Below are 14,299 nucleotides of genomic sequence, written 5' to 3'. Positions count from 1 at the left end.
AATAATGATTGTATTTATACCCTTCATCTTTCAAGCTGCTGCTTTGTTGGCTGCTCCCAGTCACATAGTTATCTATGCTCCTGGGGATTCGTTCACTTGCCGCCTCGCTGCAACTCGAAATCTATTAGGTATAGATTCCACTAAACAAAAACGGACTTGCTTAGACAAGCATTGAATTTATTTACATGATTTAATTGGAAAAATCTAAGTTCATTAACCTTGGTGGGATGTGCTTCTGGCGTCCCCTGCTGGAATCGAACCAGCAATTAGCCCTTAGGAGGGGCTTGTTATATCCATTTAACTAAGGGGACATAGCTTTATTATAACGGCTTTTCATTCATAATATAAGGCGTTATAAACTGTTTGCCTATTTAATGATCGCTTGAATTGAGTACCATTCAAGTTGGATTGTCAGTAATATTTACATTATTGATGGTCATCGGCGAGTCGTGCAACAAACTGATCTGCCGGATCTAGAAGGTTATTACTTGGAGAGATGTATGAAGTATCGTTTGGGCGGAATCGCTCTTGCCGCCGCATTACTAGTGGGATGCGCTAATTCATCTGATACTGTTGAACAGGAGCGTTCAGACCTATTGGAAGGTTTTAACCGTACAATGTTCAACTTTAATTATGATGTTCTTGACCCTTATGTTTTACGTCCAGTCGCGGTAGCGTGGCGCGATTATGTGCCGATGCCTGCTCGAAATGGTTTGGGTAATTTTCTGAGTAATCTCGAAGAGCCGGCTAGTATGGTGAACAGTTTTTTGCGCGGTAACCCATATCAGGGAATGAAACATTTTAACCGTTTTTTCCTAAATACCATCTTGGGTATGGGGGGGCTGATTGATGTTGCAACGATGGCAAACCCCAAATTGGCAAAAGAAGAGCCAAAACGCTTTGGGAGTACTTTGGGCTATCATAAGGTGGGGTATGGCCCTTATGTTGTATTACCGGGCTATGGCAATTTTACCCTACGTGATGAAGGGGGTAACTGGGCGGATATGACTTATCCAATGCTGAGTTATCTGACTATTTGGATGTCAGCCGGAAAGTGGGCATTTGAAGGGATTGAAACCCGTGCTCGTTTACTGGATTCTGATGGCTTGTTGAAGAACTCGTCAGATCCTTATTTGATGATGCGTGAGGCTTACTTCCAGAGTCATGATTTTATGGCAAGCGGCGGTAAACTGAAAGCCACGGAAAATCCAAATGCTGAAGCATTACAGGGTGATTTGGATAGCATTGATTGATATATCCGTTATCTTTCAAGTTGCCTCTTTGTTGGCTGCATTCGCTCACCCCGGTCACATAGTTATCTATGCTTCCGGGGATTCTCTCCCTTGCCGCCGCAATGCATCTTGAAATCTGTAGGGTATAAATCTTTATTTGGTGTTGAACTGCGTAGATAAAAAAGGATAGCAATGGAGCTATCCTTTTTTAGAGTGGCATATTGTTAGAATGCGTAGTTGAAGTTCACACCATACAACCAGGCAGAACCCTTAGCTTCGAATTCGTATGCGTTAGGTAACGCTTCAGACAATTTCTCTTTAACAGTGACTTTCTGACCATGCATATATGAAACGCCTACATCAACGGAAGCATCTTTGTTAAATGCGTAGGTTGCACCTGCACTCAACCAGAAACGATCTTGATCTGGAATGGAGATAGAACGGTTTTCAGCAGGAATCGGGCTATCGTCAAAGGCGATACCTGTACGGAATGTCCAATTGTCATCGTGATAATACGTTGTACCTAAAGCAATACGGTAGGCATCTTTGAAGCCTTCATGTTTACTAAACAAAACTGCACCGTCTTTTTTTCTGGTCCCTTTCAGTTCATTAAATTCACTCCAGCCTGCATATGCCAAGCTATAGTGAATAGCCCATTTAGGTGCTACGCGGTTGTAACCGGAAACCTCCCAGATATCTGGCAAATTGAGATCCAATCTACCGCCAATGGTTTGGCCTCCAGTAGCAGGTAAATTCACTCCCGCTTTTTGCAGCATTTGACCTAGCTGAACAGGTACGTCATTTTTATAGTCACCGTCTTTAAACTTAATTTTAACTTTAGAGCGGTAAGTCAGGCTGTAACGGTTATTTTCATCCACTTCATACATAATGCCTGCGTTCCAGCCATAGCCCCAATCTTTACCTTCCAGATTAGCAACCTCATCTGTTGGTTTTACGAGACCTTTTGGCATCTTGGGGTGCTGATCCAGCATGTATGACAGAGCGCCCGCATGACGGACAATTTTTGCATCCGCATAAACAGCGTTCAGTCCTAAACCAAAGCTAAAGTGATCGTTCAGGCGATAAGCTCCGCTCAGATTGAAGTTCAACGTTGTCAGGTCAGTTTTACCGCCGATAGGGCCTGCTTCATAGTTATTGCTAAAATCGGTTGCCAGGCCGAAATTGGTGGTGACCGAGGTACCAACAAACCATTGATCATCGATTGGCATAATGAAATGTATGTTAGGTATCCAAGCGGTAGGAGCAATATTTTTAGCGTTAGTACTTTTGCCTGTTACTGGGGATTTACCGGTAATATCAACATCTGGGTTGATATAGACGGCGCCAATAGAGAATGATGGGCGATCAAACAGTGTCATTGCTGCTGGGTTACGGCTTCCTACCGCTGCGTTATCAGCAACAACGCCTTCCCCGGAAAAAGCGCGGCCCAAAGCCGAAGTAGAAAATTCATTTAACTGGAAACCAGCAGCGCCAGCATTCGATGAAATTATTGCCACTGCAACCGCTAATGCTGAACGGGTGAACAGGTTTTTCTGGTTCATAACCAAAACCCTCTTGTTTATTATTTAACTATGCCACTTATCTTAGCAAGGAGCGCAGGATTGTAGGATCGGTTTGTCTTGATGACAAATCAGACCAGTTGTGAAGTATAGGTCTGATAACAGTTGGTGTTGCAAGAATGTTTTTAAAATATTACCAAGTTGATATCAAAAACGCGACTCAGTTAACAAAAAAATGATTTTTGATATTAATAAAAACGTTTAAAAACGATTTTTTAAGATCAAATTTCGGCAGATAAATATTCTGTAAGAGGTAGTGTGAGTTTCCCGGTAGTTAAGAGGGATAAGATATTAAAATTCATTATGAATATTTTAGTAATGAAATTATGGCTGGTGTAATAGACCCGTGTCGCAAAAAGAAGCTTGAGAACATGTTCGAATAAGTATTGAAACCATTTAGTTATTAAATAAATTAAAGTTGCGCTTCCTCTCATTTTTGATTTATTCCGGTTTGCTATTTATAAACATTACGCTAACAATGATCTATCAGGTCAGACCTGTCTAGGTTGGTTGAAGCGTTTTTTCAGTAATTTGATTCAGTTAACGATAATCTTTCAGGAGCCGTTATGAGTCGTCCGTTAACAAAAGTGACACAGCAAGGTGATCGTATCGCCATTGTCAGTGGGCTACGCATTCCATTTGCTAAACAGGCAACATCGTATCACGACATACCGGCTGTGGATTTGGGTAAATCAGTCGTCAGTGAACTTGTGACTAGGAGTGGTTTACTCCCTGAAAAGATTGACCAACTGGTGTTTGGGCAAGTAGTACAAATGCCTGAAGCGCCGAATATTGCCCGTGAAATTGTTCTCGGTGCTGGGTTAAGTGTGAGTACTGATGCTTACAGTGTATCCCGTGCATGTGCTACTAGTTTCCAGGCGATTGCCAATGTGGCTGAAAGCATTATGGCTGGCACGGTGAATATTGGGATTGCTGGTGGAGCAGATTCCTCATCTGTATTGCCGATTGGTGTGACTAAATCCTTGGCTCGTACTCTGGTGGAGATGAATAAGGCTAAAACGCTATCGCAACGCCTTAAGTTACTTAGCCGCCTTAAATTTCGCGATTTATTGCCTGTATCCCCGGCGGTAGCGGAATATTCGACAGGTCTGCGTATGGGAGATACCGCAGAACAGATGGCGAAGACTTACCGTATCAGTCGAGAAGACCAGGATGCATTAGCACATCGCTCCCATATTCTGGCAGCAAAAGCTTGGGAACAGGGGTTGTTGGTTGATGAAGTCATGACAGCTCATTTCCCTCCATACCGTGAAGCATTGCTTGAAGATAATAATATTCGTAAAAATTCTGTACTGACCTCTTATGCGAAGCTGCGTCCGGCATTTGACCGTAAGTATGGCACGGTCACTGCTGCAAACAGTACACCACTGACAGATGGTGCTGCGGCGGTCATATTGATGCGTGAATCAGTGGCTAAGGCGTTGGGAACAAAACCGCTTGGTTATCTGCGTAGCTATGCGTTCTCGGCCATTGATGTCTGGCAAGATATGTTATTAGGGCCGTCATACGCCACGCCAATAGCGCTCGATCGTGCAGGTATTACACTGAAAGATCTAACTTTGATTGATATGCATGAAGCTTTTGCGGCTCAGACACTGGCAAACCTGAAAATGTTTGCCAGTGATGAATTTGCTCGTAATAAATTAGGGCGTGCTCAGGCAATTGGTGAAGTCGATATGGACAAATTTAATGTCTTAGGGGGTTCAATCGCTTATGGGCACCCATTTGCAGCAACAGGAGCTCGTATGGTGACGCAGGTATTGAATGAGTTGCGTCGCCGTGGCGGTGGCCTTGGGCTGACAACCGCTTGTGCTGCTGGCGGGTTGGGCACAGCTATGGTATTGGAGGTGGAATAATGACTCAAGCTCAGCATGATGCTGCACCCATCACTACGGGTACAAACCAAACTGCTTCTGTTTTCAGTTTTGACGTCAGGCCAGATAAGATAGGCATCATCACCATTAATGTACCGGGAGAAAAGGTCAATACGCTGAAAGCAGAATTTGTTGATCAATTTCTGAATGTTTTCAAGCAAGCTCAGCAATCTTCTGGTCTTAAAGGATTAATATTGATTTCCGGTAAACCGGATACGTTTATTGCCGGTGCTGATATTTCTATGATTGCCGGATGTAAGACCAAAGAAGATGCGCGAGATTTGGCTGAAAAAGGTCAGAAACTATTTTCTCAGATAGCCAATTACCCTTTGCCTGTCGTAGCAGCAATTCATGGCGCTTGTTTGGGGGGCGGTTTGGAATTGGCGCTTGCATGTCATTGGCGTGTATGTTCACAGGATGATAAAACTCGTCTTGGATTACCGGAAGTTCAACTTGGGTTATTACCTGGCTCTGGTGGTACTCAGCGGTTGCCAAGGCTTATTGGTGTTAGTTCAGCGTTGGATATCATGCTGACAGGTAAACAGCTACGGGCGAAACAGGCATTACGGCTCGGATTGGTGGATGATGCTGTGCCGTTGGATATTTTGCTGGATATTGCTATCGAAAAAGTCAAAAAGGGTATTCCTGTGCGTAAGCCTTTGCCGTGGCAACAGCGGCTATTAGTTGGCCCCGTCGGAAGATACTTTTTGTTTAATATCGTTCGTAAAAAGACACTGGCGAAAACTCGTGGACATTATCCTGCACCTGAACGAATTATTGAAGTTGTCAAAGAAGGTCTTGAAAAAGGTATGAGCCAGGGTTTACGGGCTGAGGCGGTGGCATTTGGTGAATTGGCAATGACACGGGAATCTGCTGCTTTACGTAATCTGTTTTTTGCTGCAACTTCGTTGAAGAATGAAACGGGGTCATCAGAGAAGCCGGCGAAGATCAAGCACGTTGGTATATTAGGTGGTGGTTTGATGGGTGGAGGCATTGCCAATGTAACAGCCACCCGAGGCAAACTACCGGTGCGGATTAAAGATATTAATGAAAAGGGCATTAGTCAGGTATTGAAATATACTTGGGATTTGTTGTCCAAGCGGGTGAAGCAAAAACGACTACGCCCGGCAGAGCGTGCTCAACAAATGATGCTGATTTCAGGAACGACGGATTATCGTGGTTTCGCACAAACTGATATTGTTGTTGAAGCAGTGTTTGAGGATTTGTCACTAAAGCAGAAAATGGTGGCAGAAATTGAAACGAATGCTAAACCAGAAACCATATTTGCATCTAATACCTCTTCACTACCTATCCATCAGATTGCTGAAAAAGCTCAACGACCAGAGCAGGTTATTGGTCTGCATTATTTTAGTCCAGTGGATAAGATGCCGCTGGTGGAAGTTATTCCACATCAAGGGACCAGTGAGAAAACGATTGCTACAGCCGTTTCTTTGGCGAAGAAGCAGGGTAAAACCGCGATCGTGGTGGGTGATAAAGCCGGGTTTTATGTAAACCGGATTCTTGTTCCTTATATCAGTGAAGCCGCGCATTGCTTGGTAGCAGGAGAACCTATTGACCATATCGATGGAGCTCTGGTTAATTTTGGTTTTCCGGTAGGGCCGATTAATTTATTGGATGAAGTAGGTATTGACGTTGGCACCAAAATCATGCCAGTTCTGGTAGAACAATTAGGCCCGCGTTTTGCTGCACCTGAATCTCTCGATGCTGTACTGAAAGATGGTCGTAAGGGTAGGAAAAATGGCCGTGGTTTCTATTTATATGCCCCAGGGCCCAGAAAATTCTGGCAGTTTGGTAAGAGAGACAAAAAAGTTGATAGCTCAGTGTATACCTTGCTGAATATAACGCCTGAGTCGCATATGCTCTCGTCAGAAATTGCTCAACGTTGTGTGATGCTAATGCTTAATGAAGCTGTTCGTTGCTTGGATGAAGGCATTATCAGAAGTCCACGTGATGGTGATATTGGGGCGGTATTTGGCATTGGTTTTCCGCCATTCTTTGGTGGTCCATTCCGTTATATTGATAGCCTTGGTTGTGCCAGAGTGGTGGAGATTCTGCGCAGGCTGGAAAGCCAGTATGGAGACAGATTTGTACCTTGTGAGTGTTTAGTGAATATGGCTGAACAGAATAAAAGTTTTTATCCATAGTGGCTTGTACTGTATTGATGAAAAGAGGGATTCCGGTGCCGTTGGGGCTCCGGAATCATATTGAGTGTTTTTGAATAAAAAAGATCTCTTTATATACCCTATGGATTTCAAGATGCATCGCGGCGGCAAGGGAGTGAATCCCCGGGAGCATAGCAAACTATGTGACCGAGGTGAGCGAGTGCAGCCAACAAAGAGGCAATTTGAAAGATGACGGGTATAGATTCAAGCAACATCTATTATTGGGTTGTCGTTCAACCATTTTATTTATTTTTGTTTTGAGTAGAATGCTTGTTCACCCTGTCTGAAATGTTTTTGTAGTAACAATTTTTATTGTATAACTCAGATTGAGATTACTGATATTTATTATCAGAAGTATAACTGCACTTACTCATTCATACGGTGGACTATGCAAATTTTTATTATGCGTCATGGTGACGCGGCTTTAGAGGCAATTAGCGATGCTGCCCGGCAACTCACTCCTCGCGGTTGTGATGAATCGCAAAAAATGGCTTGTTGGTTAGCACAGCAAAAGCATCAGATTGATCTCGTATTGGTGAGTCCTTATATTCGCGCTGAACAAACGTTACAGATTGTTCGTAAATCCTTATCTTTGCCGGATGGTGAAGAGGTGTTGTTGGGGTTAACGCCGTCAGGTGATGCGACTACAGTGAGTAGTTATCTCCAGTTTCTTGCTGAGCAAGGTCATAACGCTATTTTAGTGGTCTCTCACTTACCATTAGTCAGCTACTTAGTTGCTGAGCTATGTCCGGCAGAAACACCACCGATGTTTGCAACTTCTGCAATGATATGCGTGGATTTAAACAGCCAGACTGGCAAAGGGACTCTTGTCTGGCAGGTCAGCCCGTCTCAATTGGCAGCAAAAGCCTAATGATTCAGCGGCGTATTGGCTCAAGGCTCATCAAGTTCGATAAGTATCAATAGTGCGGCGTTACCTCCCCATTCCTTTGGCGCTTGATGGAAGGCTATGATATCTGGGTGTTGGGCTAACCACAGAGGTGTTTGCTGTTTGAGAATGTGTTTTCCGTGGCCGTGCATGATGCAGGCACAATAGACATGTTCACGACGGCAAGCAGCGATCAAGGCTCCAATTTCCTGTTTGGCTTGCATTTGAGTTAATCCGTGTAAATCAAGAAACAGTTCTGGCGAATAGTCACCTCGACGTAATTTCTTCAATTCATAATGGTTTGTATCTCCCCTTACGTAACGGGTAGGGCCCTCACTATCAAGGTTGGGTTGAAATTCATCAGAAAAATAGTAGCTGGCATCAATTTGCTCTTGCTGAATTCGTTCAGGGGCAATATAGCTGGTTTTTTTTCTTCTGGGAGAATGTAAGACGGTATCTTGGTTGATGCGTTTAGTGCCTGCTACCGATTGTTGAAATAAGTGAATCTCTTCCTCATTCAGGGAGTATTTATTTTTCATCATTGCTCAGTTAATTAAACCATTTTGTGACAAGTGTACTGCATCTTTTTAACTATTAAACCTGATTATATTTAATAAAACCTGATTTTACCGAGTTTGTGGTTTAAAAATGCTGATAAGAAGGTATATCCAGGTAGTTAATAAAATAATTTGACAATGACAGTTGGTTGGAAAATAAATGTATATACAATTAAAAACCTGATTTATACCCTATGGATTAAGAGGTAACTTGAAAGATGACGGGTATATCAGATACAGACCAATACAGGATGCTGATCATGGTAATAGAACTGCGTGATACTGATATCATCTGGCGTAATGCAAGACTGGCAACAATGGATCCTGCTGTCAATGCAGCTTACGGATTATTAAAAGAATATGATCTTGTCGTGCGTGATGACAAAATTTTAGCTATTTTGCCCACCGCAGCATTACAGACGAGTCGTTGTCAGGTCATTGATGTTCAACAACGCTTAATTACCCCTGGTTTAATCGATTGTCACACCCATTTAGTGTTTGGTGGTAACCGGGCTTATGAGTGGGAACAGCGTTTAAATGGTATGTCCTATGCTGAACTTAGTGCCCAAGGAGGGGGGATTAATGCGACAGTGTCTGCGACTCGGGCCAGTTCTCATGAACAACTTGAGCGTTCTGCGCAACAGCGTCTTACTGCATTTATGGCCGAAGGTGTGACCACCATTGAGATTAAATCGGGTTATGGATTAAATCTGGAAAATGAAGAAAAGTTGCTACAGGTTGTGCAGCACTTAGCGCAACATAACCCGATCGAGATCAGCCCTACATTGCTTGCTGCTCATACTTGTCCACCTGAATATAAGCATAATCCCGATGCTTATATGGATCTGATTTGCGAAGATATCCTTCCACAACTTTGGCAAAAAGGGCTGTTTGAGGCAGTAGATGTTTTTTGTGAGAGTGTAGGATTTAATCTGGCGCAAACTGAGCGGCTCTTTCAGGCGGCACAGCGTTGGAACATTCCAGTAAAAGGTCATGTGGAGCAGTTATCTCATTTAGGCGGGAGTGAACTGGTCGCTCGCTATCATGGTCTTTCTGTGGATCATATTGAATATTTAGATCAGGCGGGAGTTGAGTCGCTCAGTCACAGTGGTACGGTAGCTGTTTTGCTTCCTGGTGCATTCTACTTTTTGCAGGAAACACGGTGCCCTCCTATTGATTTATTGCGGCAATTTAATGTGCCGATAGCCGTATCTACCGATTTTAATCCTGGAACCAGCCCATTTGCTTCTTTGCGAATGGCCATGAATATGGCATGTGTTCAATTTGGATTGACTCCTGAAGAGGTATGGTTAGGTGTAACCCGACATGCGGCTCGTGCATTGGGCAGAGAACCGCGTCACGGACAGTTGCGCGCAGGAGCTTACGCCGATTTTGTGGTCTGGGATGCAGAGAATCCCGTTGATATTTTCTATGAGTTGGGTCATAACCCTTTGAATACCAGAGTGTTTCGTGGTGTTATGACTCATTCCAGCATATATAACAGATAAGGAGCGGTAAATGAATTTATGGCATGCTACTTCGCCGACTATTTGGCAAGGACGAAATGATTTGGCAGAAGCGGATAATGCACTACGGCTTTTTCAAACAGTTAAACTATCTCCGTATTTTACGCCGGAAGAATTTTCTCACTATGTTGCTCTATTAGGGTTTGAATGTGATGAAGGTGTGAAGCGCAATCAGGGAAGGCCCGGTGCCAATCAAGGTCCTGATTATTTGCGGCAATCGTTGGCAAATATGGCTAGTCATAAAGGGCATGATAAATTGGTAGATTTGGGAAGCATTCGTGCTAATCCCAATCAATTGAGTGAAGCACAACAAGCTTTGTCTGATGCCGTTACCCAATGTCAATGTCAGAATGTACGTACCTTGGTATTGGGTGGTGGACATGAAACGGCTTTTGCTCATGGTGTTGGAATTTATGATGCTTTTCCACATCAACGTGTTGGTATTATTAACTTTGATGCTCATCTCGATTTACGTCGGTCGCCGCAGCCCACTTCCGGTACACCATTTCGTCAGCTTGCTGAATATTGTCAGCAACATCAACGTCTGTTTCACTATACTTGCATTGGCGCAAGTTTGGCGTCTAATACGCAGGCATTGGTGGATGAAGCAAATCGCTTGAACGCCACGATTATATGGGATAATCAATGTCGTGAAACTATGCTGGACAAGGTACAACAGCAGATACAAGATATACTCCAGCAAGTTGATTTGATTTACATGACGATCGATTTGGATGTATTACCTGCTTATCAGATGCCGGCAGTCTCTGCGCCAGCCGCATTGGGGCTGCCATTGGAGCGCCTTCTGCAATTAATTCAGCCAATTTGTCAGAGCGGTAAACTACAGGCGGCTGATTTGGTTGAGCTCAATCCACTATTTGATATACAAGGTATAGGTGGAAGAGCAGCAGCACGTCTTGCCTGGCAATTAGCACATTGGTGGTATTGATTATCTAAAATAACAGTACTATTGTGTTTTCTATTTTGGCAAAGATAGCTTGATACAGTGAGTGTAATTAATCACTTAATATTTTTACAGCATAAGGAATTTATTGTGACGACTCACTCATCAGGATCATTTGCCAAACCTGTGCCTCTGTATGCCAAAGTGAAACAATCCATCATTGAAAAAATCTACACTGGTGAATGGAAATCAAATGATCGTGTTCCTTCTGAAGCTGAATTGGTTAAACAGTTTAACTGTAGCCGTATGACTGCTAACCGTGCACTGCGTGAGTTGACCGCTGAAGGGCTATTAGTACGGCTGCAAGGCGTGGGATCGTTTGTCGCTGAACCGAAGGGGCAATCCGCTCTGTTTGAAATTCACAGCATTGCTGATGAGATTTCAGCTCGTTCTCATCAGCATCGCTGTAAAATATTAAAATTATCCGAGCTGGATGCGGATGTGAAACAGGCCGCTGAATTGGACATTATTGTTGGTACGCCGATTTATCATTCGGTTATTGTCCATTATGAAAACGATGTTCCTGTTCAAATAGAAGATCGTTATGTCAATGCTCAAGCGGTGCCTGATTATTTGCAACAGGATTTTACGAAACTTACGCCACACGATTATTTGTCAATGATTGCACCTCTAACGGAAGGTGAACACATTGTGGAAGCGATTGCTGGTGATCCTCGATCCTGCAAGTTGTTGCAAATTGAGTCAGGGGCTCCTTGTTTATTAATTAGTCGCCGAACTTGGTCGATTCATTACATTGTTTCCAGTGCCAGTCTGTTATTTCCCGGTAATCGGTATAAATTGAAAGGGCGTTTCAACTCATAGCTATATTCTCATCACTGATTTTTTTCCGTATGAGCTAATAGGGTTGCCATAGATTATTACCTTCATAATGGATTAATGCGATTTCCCGTATTTTATCCGTCCCATTTATGGCAACCGTATTGGTAAGCGCATTAAATAAGGGGATGTCAGAGCCAGAATCACCATAGGCAACACATTTTTCCAAATTTAGCCCATGTTCCTGTACATATTTTTTCACTATCTGTAATTTACTTTCGGAAATTATTATTATCTGTATTTATCGTACTATAATCATAGTTTTTTGCGGCGTAATAATGATTGTCATTTAAATTGATGCCTATATTGTATAACAAGCTTTTTAATTAGGGCAAGATCGCTAATGTTTTTTTAATCACGAATATATCCGTCATCTTTCAAGTTGCCTCTTTGTTGGCTGCACTCGCTCATCCCGGTCACATCGTTATCTATGCTCCCGGGGATTCACTCCCTTGCCGTCGCGATGCATCTTGAAATCTTTAGGGTATAAAGAATAGATCAATTAATTTGGAGGAATAGCGCTAAAAACTTTTCTCAGTGGTCAAATTGAGTGAAATACAGACAATGTAACTCCTGACAAGGTAATGCCGTCATGATGACTCGTTCTGTTTTGAAAAAAGACAGGTCAGCGATCGACCACCATCGTCGAAAAATAGATGAACTAGATGCGTGCGCAATACGGGTTATGACTGTAGTACTAGGAAAACCTTTCCTTCCTTAAATCATATTTTTGTAAAATTAATGTAAATAATTTGTGATTATAAACACAAAAATAAGAAAAATATGATTCCTTGATAATTGGAGAGAAATAATATTAACAAATTGATTCATAAGAAAATAAAAATAATAAACTGATCAATTTGTCATTTTGGCTAATGGTTTGATCTATTGAATATACATGTATATACAACTATACATTTAGCAAATATCTAAAGATCAAAAGGAGCCAGACCGTGACCGCCCAAAATAGTAAATTCCGTAGTGTCGGTATCCGGGCACCCAGAGGAACACAATTAACAGCCAAAAGTTGGCTAACCGAAGCTCCTCTGCGCATGTTAATGAATAATCTTGATCCAGAAGTTGCTGAAAACTCTTATGAACTGGTGGTGTATGGTGGTATTGGTCGGGCTGCTAGAAATTGGGAGTGTTATGACAAGATTATTGAAACACTGAAAGAGTTGGAAGATGATGAAACGTTGTTAATCCAATCGGGTAAGCCTGTTGGGGTATTTAAAACCCATAGCAATGCCCCACGGGTACTCATTGCAAATTCGAATTTGGTGCCGCACTGGGCGACTTGGGAACACTTCAACGAGCTGGATGCTAAAGGGCTGGCGATGTACGGCCAAATGACGGCGGGTAGCTGGATTTACATTGGCAGCCAAGGAATTGTTCAAGGCACCTATGAAACGTTTGTGGAAGCTGGTCGCCAGCATTATAACGGTAATTTACAGGGCCGTTGGGTGTTAACTGCGGGTTTAGGCGGTATGGGGGGAGCACAACCACTGGCTGCAACACTGGCTGGAGCGTGTTCGCTAAATATTGAGTGTCAGCAAAGCAGGATTGATTTCCGCCTGCGTACTGGTTATGTCGATGAACAAGCGAAAGATCTGGATGACGCCCTGACTCGGATCGAAAAATACACTCAGGAAGGTAAAGCCATCTCTATTGCACTGTGCGGCAATGCCGCTGAAATTTTGCCAGAATTAGTTCGTCGTGGCGTACGCCCGGATTTGGTCACTGATCAGACAAGTGCACACGATCCTCTCAATGGCTATCTACCGAAAAACTGGAGTTGGGAAGAATACCGCCAACGTGCTATTTCAGCACCGGAAGAGGTCATCAAAGCAGCAAAATCCTCAATGGTGGAACATGTTAAGGCGATGCTGATTTTCCAGCAGCAGGGCATTCCTGTTTTTGATTACGGCAACAACATTCGCCAAATGGCATATGAAGTTGGCGTAGAAAATGCTTTCGATTTTCCTGGTTTTGTTCCTACGTATATTCGCCCGTTATTTTGCCGGGGTATCGGGCCCTTCCGCTGGGTAGCGCTTTCCGGTGATCCACAGGATATCTATAAAACTGACGCCAAAGTTAAAGAATTACTCCCCGATGATCAACATTTGCATCATTGGCTAGATATGGCGAGGGAGCGCATCAGCTTTCAGGGGCTACCTGCCCGTATCTGTTGGGTTGGTTTAGGGCAACGAGCCAAGCTAGGGTTAGCTTTTAACGAAATGGTACGCAGCGGTGAACTTTCGGCACCGATTGTTATTGGTCGTGACCATCTGGATTCCGGCTCTGTAGCCAGTCCGAACCGCGAAACCGAATCCATGTGTGATGGCTCTGATGCCGTTTCGGACTGGCCGTTGTTAAACGCCTTACTTAACACCGCCAGCGGTGCTACTTGGGTTTCTCTGCATCATGGCGGTGGTGTCGGCATGGGTTTCTCACAACATGCCGGTATGGTGATTGTTTGTGATGGAACTGATGAAGCCGCAGAACGTATAGCACGGGTGCTGCATAACGATCCGGCTACTGGGGTTATGCGTCATGCTGATGCAGGTTATGAAATTGCTATCCATTGTGCTAAAGAGCAAGGATTAGACTTGCCGATGCTTAATACAAAATAAGGAACA

General features: G+C 43.4%; 11 protein-coding genes and 1 tRNA gene. 8 read left to right on the top strand and 4 right to left on the bottom strand.

The genetic code is table 11. The annotated features are described in order from the left end of the window. Positions 1 to 236: 236 nt before the first annotated feature. Positions 237 to 311: transfer RNA gene (locus tag PluTT01m_RS16545), tRNA-Arg, on the bottom strand. A gap of 189 nt (positions 312 to 500) precedes the next feature. On the opposite strand from PluTT01m_RS16545, the gene mlaA reads away from it, so the two are divergent. Beyond that, complete coding sequence (mlaA, locus tag PluTT01m_RS16540) at positions 501 to 1,253, top strand: phospholipid-binding lipoprotein MlaA (RefSeq protein WP_011147410.1); 753 nt, start codon at positions 501 to 503, stop codon at positions 1,251 to 1,253. Positions 1,254 to 1,456: 203 nt separating this feature from the next. On the opposite strand, the gene fadL is transcribed toward mlaA, so the two are convergent. Then, positions 1,457 to 2,794 (bottom strand): long-chain fatty acid transporter FadL, encoded by a 1,338-nt coding sequence (fadL, locus tag PluTT01m_RS16535; RefSeq protein ID WP_041380202.1) that lies wholly within the window; start codon positions 2,792 to 2,794, stop codon positions 1,457 to 1,459. Between the two features lie 584 nt (positions 2,795 to 3,378). Here fadL and fadI point away from each other — a divergent pair. From fadI to sixA, 3 genes are all read left to right on the top strand, one after another. After that, the gene (gene fadI / locus PluTT01m_RS16530) at positions 3,379 to 4,689 is read left to right on the top strand and encodes an acetyl-CoA C-acyltransferase FadI (protein ID WP_011147408.1); all 1,311 of its coding nucleotides are present in this window, start codon (positions 3,379 to 3,381) and stop codon (positions 4,687 to 4,689) included. After that, positions 4,689 to 6,872 carry a fatty acid oxidation complex subunit alpha FadJ gene (gene fadJ, locus PluTT01m_RS16525; RefSeq protein ID WP_011147407.1) on the top strand — a complete coding sequence of 728 codons (2,184 nt, stop codon included), beginning with the start codon at positions 4,689 to 4,691 and terminating at the stop codon, positions 6,870 to 6,872. The genes fadI and fadJ overlap by 1 nt, the downstream gene beginning before the upstream one ends. A 406-nt stretch (positions 6,873 to 7,278) precedes the next feature. Then, positions 7,279 to 7,761: a phosphohistidine phosphatase SixA gene (gene sixA, locus PluTT01m_RS16520; protein ID WP_011147406.1), complete on the top strand. Its 483-nt coding sequence runs from the start codon at positions 7,279 to 7,281 to the stop codon at positions 7,759 to 7,761. Positions 7,762 to 7,781: 20 nt separating this feature from the next. On the opposite strand, the gene smrB is transcribed toward sixA, so the two are convergent. Further along, positions 7,782 to 8,315, bottom strand: coding sequence for an endonuclease SmrB (smrB, locus tag PluTT01m_RS16515; RefSeq protein ID WP_041380200.1), 534 nt, complete (start codon positions 8,313 to 8,315; stop codon positions 7,782 to 7,784). A gap of 278 nt (positions 8,316 to 8,593) precedes the next feature. On the opposite strand from smrB, the gene hutI reads away from it, so the two are divergent. The 3 genes from hutI (at position 8,594) to hutC (ending at position 11,645) form a co-directional block, all read left to right on the top strand. Beyond that, positions 8,594 to 9,841 carry an imidazolonepropionase gene (hutI, locus tag PluTT01m_RS16510; protein WP_011147404.1) on the top strand — a complete coding sequence of 416 codons (1,248 nt, stop codon included), beginning with the start codon at positions 8,594 to 8,596 and terminating at the stop codon, positions 9,839 to 9,841. A gap of 10 nt (positions 9,842 to 9,851) precedes the next feature. Continuing rightward, complete coding sequence (gene hutG, locus PluTT01m_RS16505; protein WP_011147403.1) at positions 9,852 to 10,808, top strand: formimidoylglutamase; 957 nt, start codon at positions 9,852 to 9,854, stop codon at positions 10,806 to 10,808. 105 nt (positions 10,809 to 10,913) lie between these two features. Beyond that, complete coding sequence (gene hutC, locus PluTT01m_RS16500) at positions 10,914 to 11,645, top strand: histidine utilization transcriptional repressor HutC (protein WP_011147402.1); 732 nt, start codon at positions 10,914 to 10,916, stop codon at positions 11,643 to 11,645. A 34-nt stretch (positions 11,646 to 11,679) separates the two neighbouring features. Here the strand turns inward: hutC and PluTT01m_RS28295 are convergent, their stop codons facing one another. Further along, the gene (locus PluTT01m_RS28295) at positions 11,680 to 11,886 is read right to left on the bottom strand and encodes an HAD hydrolase family protein (RefSeq protein ID WP_255562394.1); all 207 of its coding nucleotides are present in this window, start codon (positions 11,884 to 11,886) and stop codon (positions 11,680 to 11,682) included. A 727-nt stretch (positions 11,887 to 12,613) separates the two neighbouring features. Between PluTT01m_RS28295 and hutU the strand changes: the two genes are divergently transcribed. Further along, positions 12,614 to 14,293, top strand: coding sequence for a urocanate hydratase (hutU, locus tag PluTT01m_RS16490; protein WP_011147400.1), 1,680 nt, complete (start codon positions 12,614 to 12,616; stop codon positions 14,291 to 14,293). The last annotated feature ends 6 nt before the right edge of the window (positions 14,294 to 14,299 follow it).

Origin of the sequence: Photorhabdus laumondii subsp. laumondii (assembly GCF_003343245.1) — a bacterium.
GTDB lineage: Bacteria > Pseudomonadota > Gammaproteobacteria > Enterobacterales > Enterobacteriaceae > Photorhabdus > Photorhabdus laumondii.
The sequence above is the reverse complement of the archived record's forward strand: the minus strand, read 5'-3'. Positions and strand labels throughout refer to the sequence as shown.

Excerpts from the sequence above, each read along its gene's own strand:
- mlaA (WP_011147410.1), top strand. The coding sequence starts at position 501 with ATGAAGTATCGTTTGGGCGGAATCGCTCTTGCCGCCGCATTACTAGTG.
- hutG (WP_011147403.1), top strand. The coding sequence starts at position 9,852 with ATGAATTTATGGCATGCTACTTCGCCGACTATTTGGCAAGGACGAAAT.
- smrB (WP_041380200.1), bottom strand. The coding sequence starts at position 8,315 with ATGAAAAATAAATACTCCCTGAATGAGGAAGAGATTCACTTATTTCAA.
- hutI (WP_011147404.1), top strand. The coding sequence starts at position 8,594 with ATGGTAATAGAACTGCGTGATACTGATATCATCTGGCGTAATGCAAGA.
- fadJ (WP_011147407.1), top strand. The coding sequence starts at position 4,689 with ATGACTCAAGCTCAGCATGATGCTGCACCCATCACTACGGGTACAAAC.
- fadL (WP_041380202.1), bottom strand. The coding sequence starts at position 2,794 with ATGAACCAGAAAAACCTGTTCACCCGTTCAGCATTAGCGGTTGCAGTG.
- fadI (WP_011147408.1), top strand. The coding sequence starts at position 3,379 with ATGAGTCGTCCGTTAACAAAAGTGACACAGCAAGGTGATCGTATCGCC.
- sixA (WP_011147406.1), top strand. The coding sequence starts at position 7,279 with ATGCAAATTTTTATTATGCGTCATGGTGACGCGGCTTTAGAGGCAATT.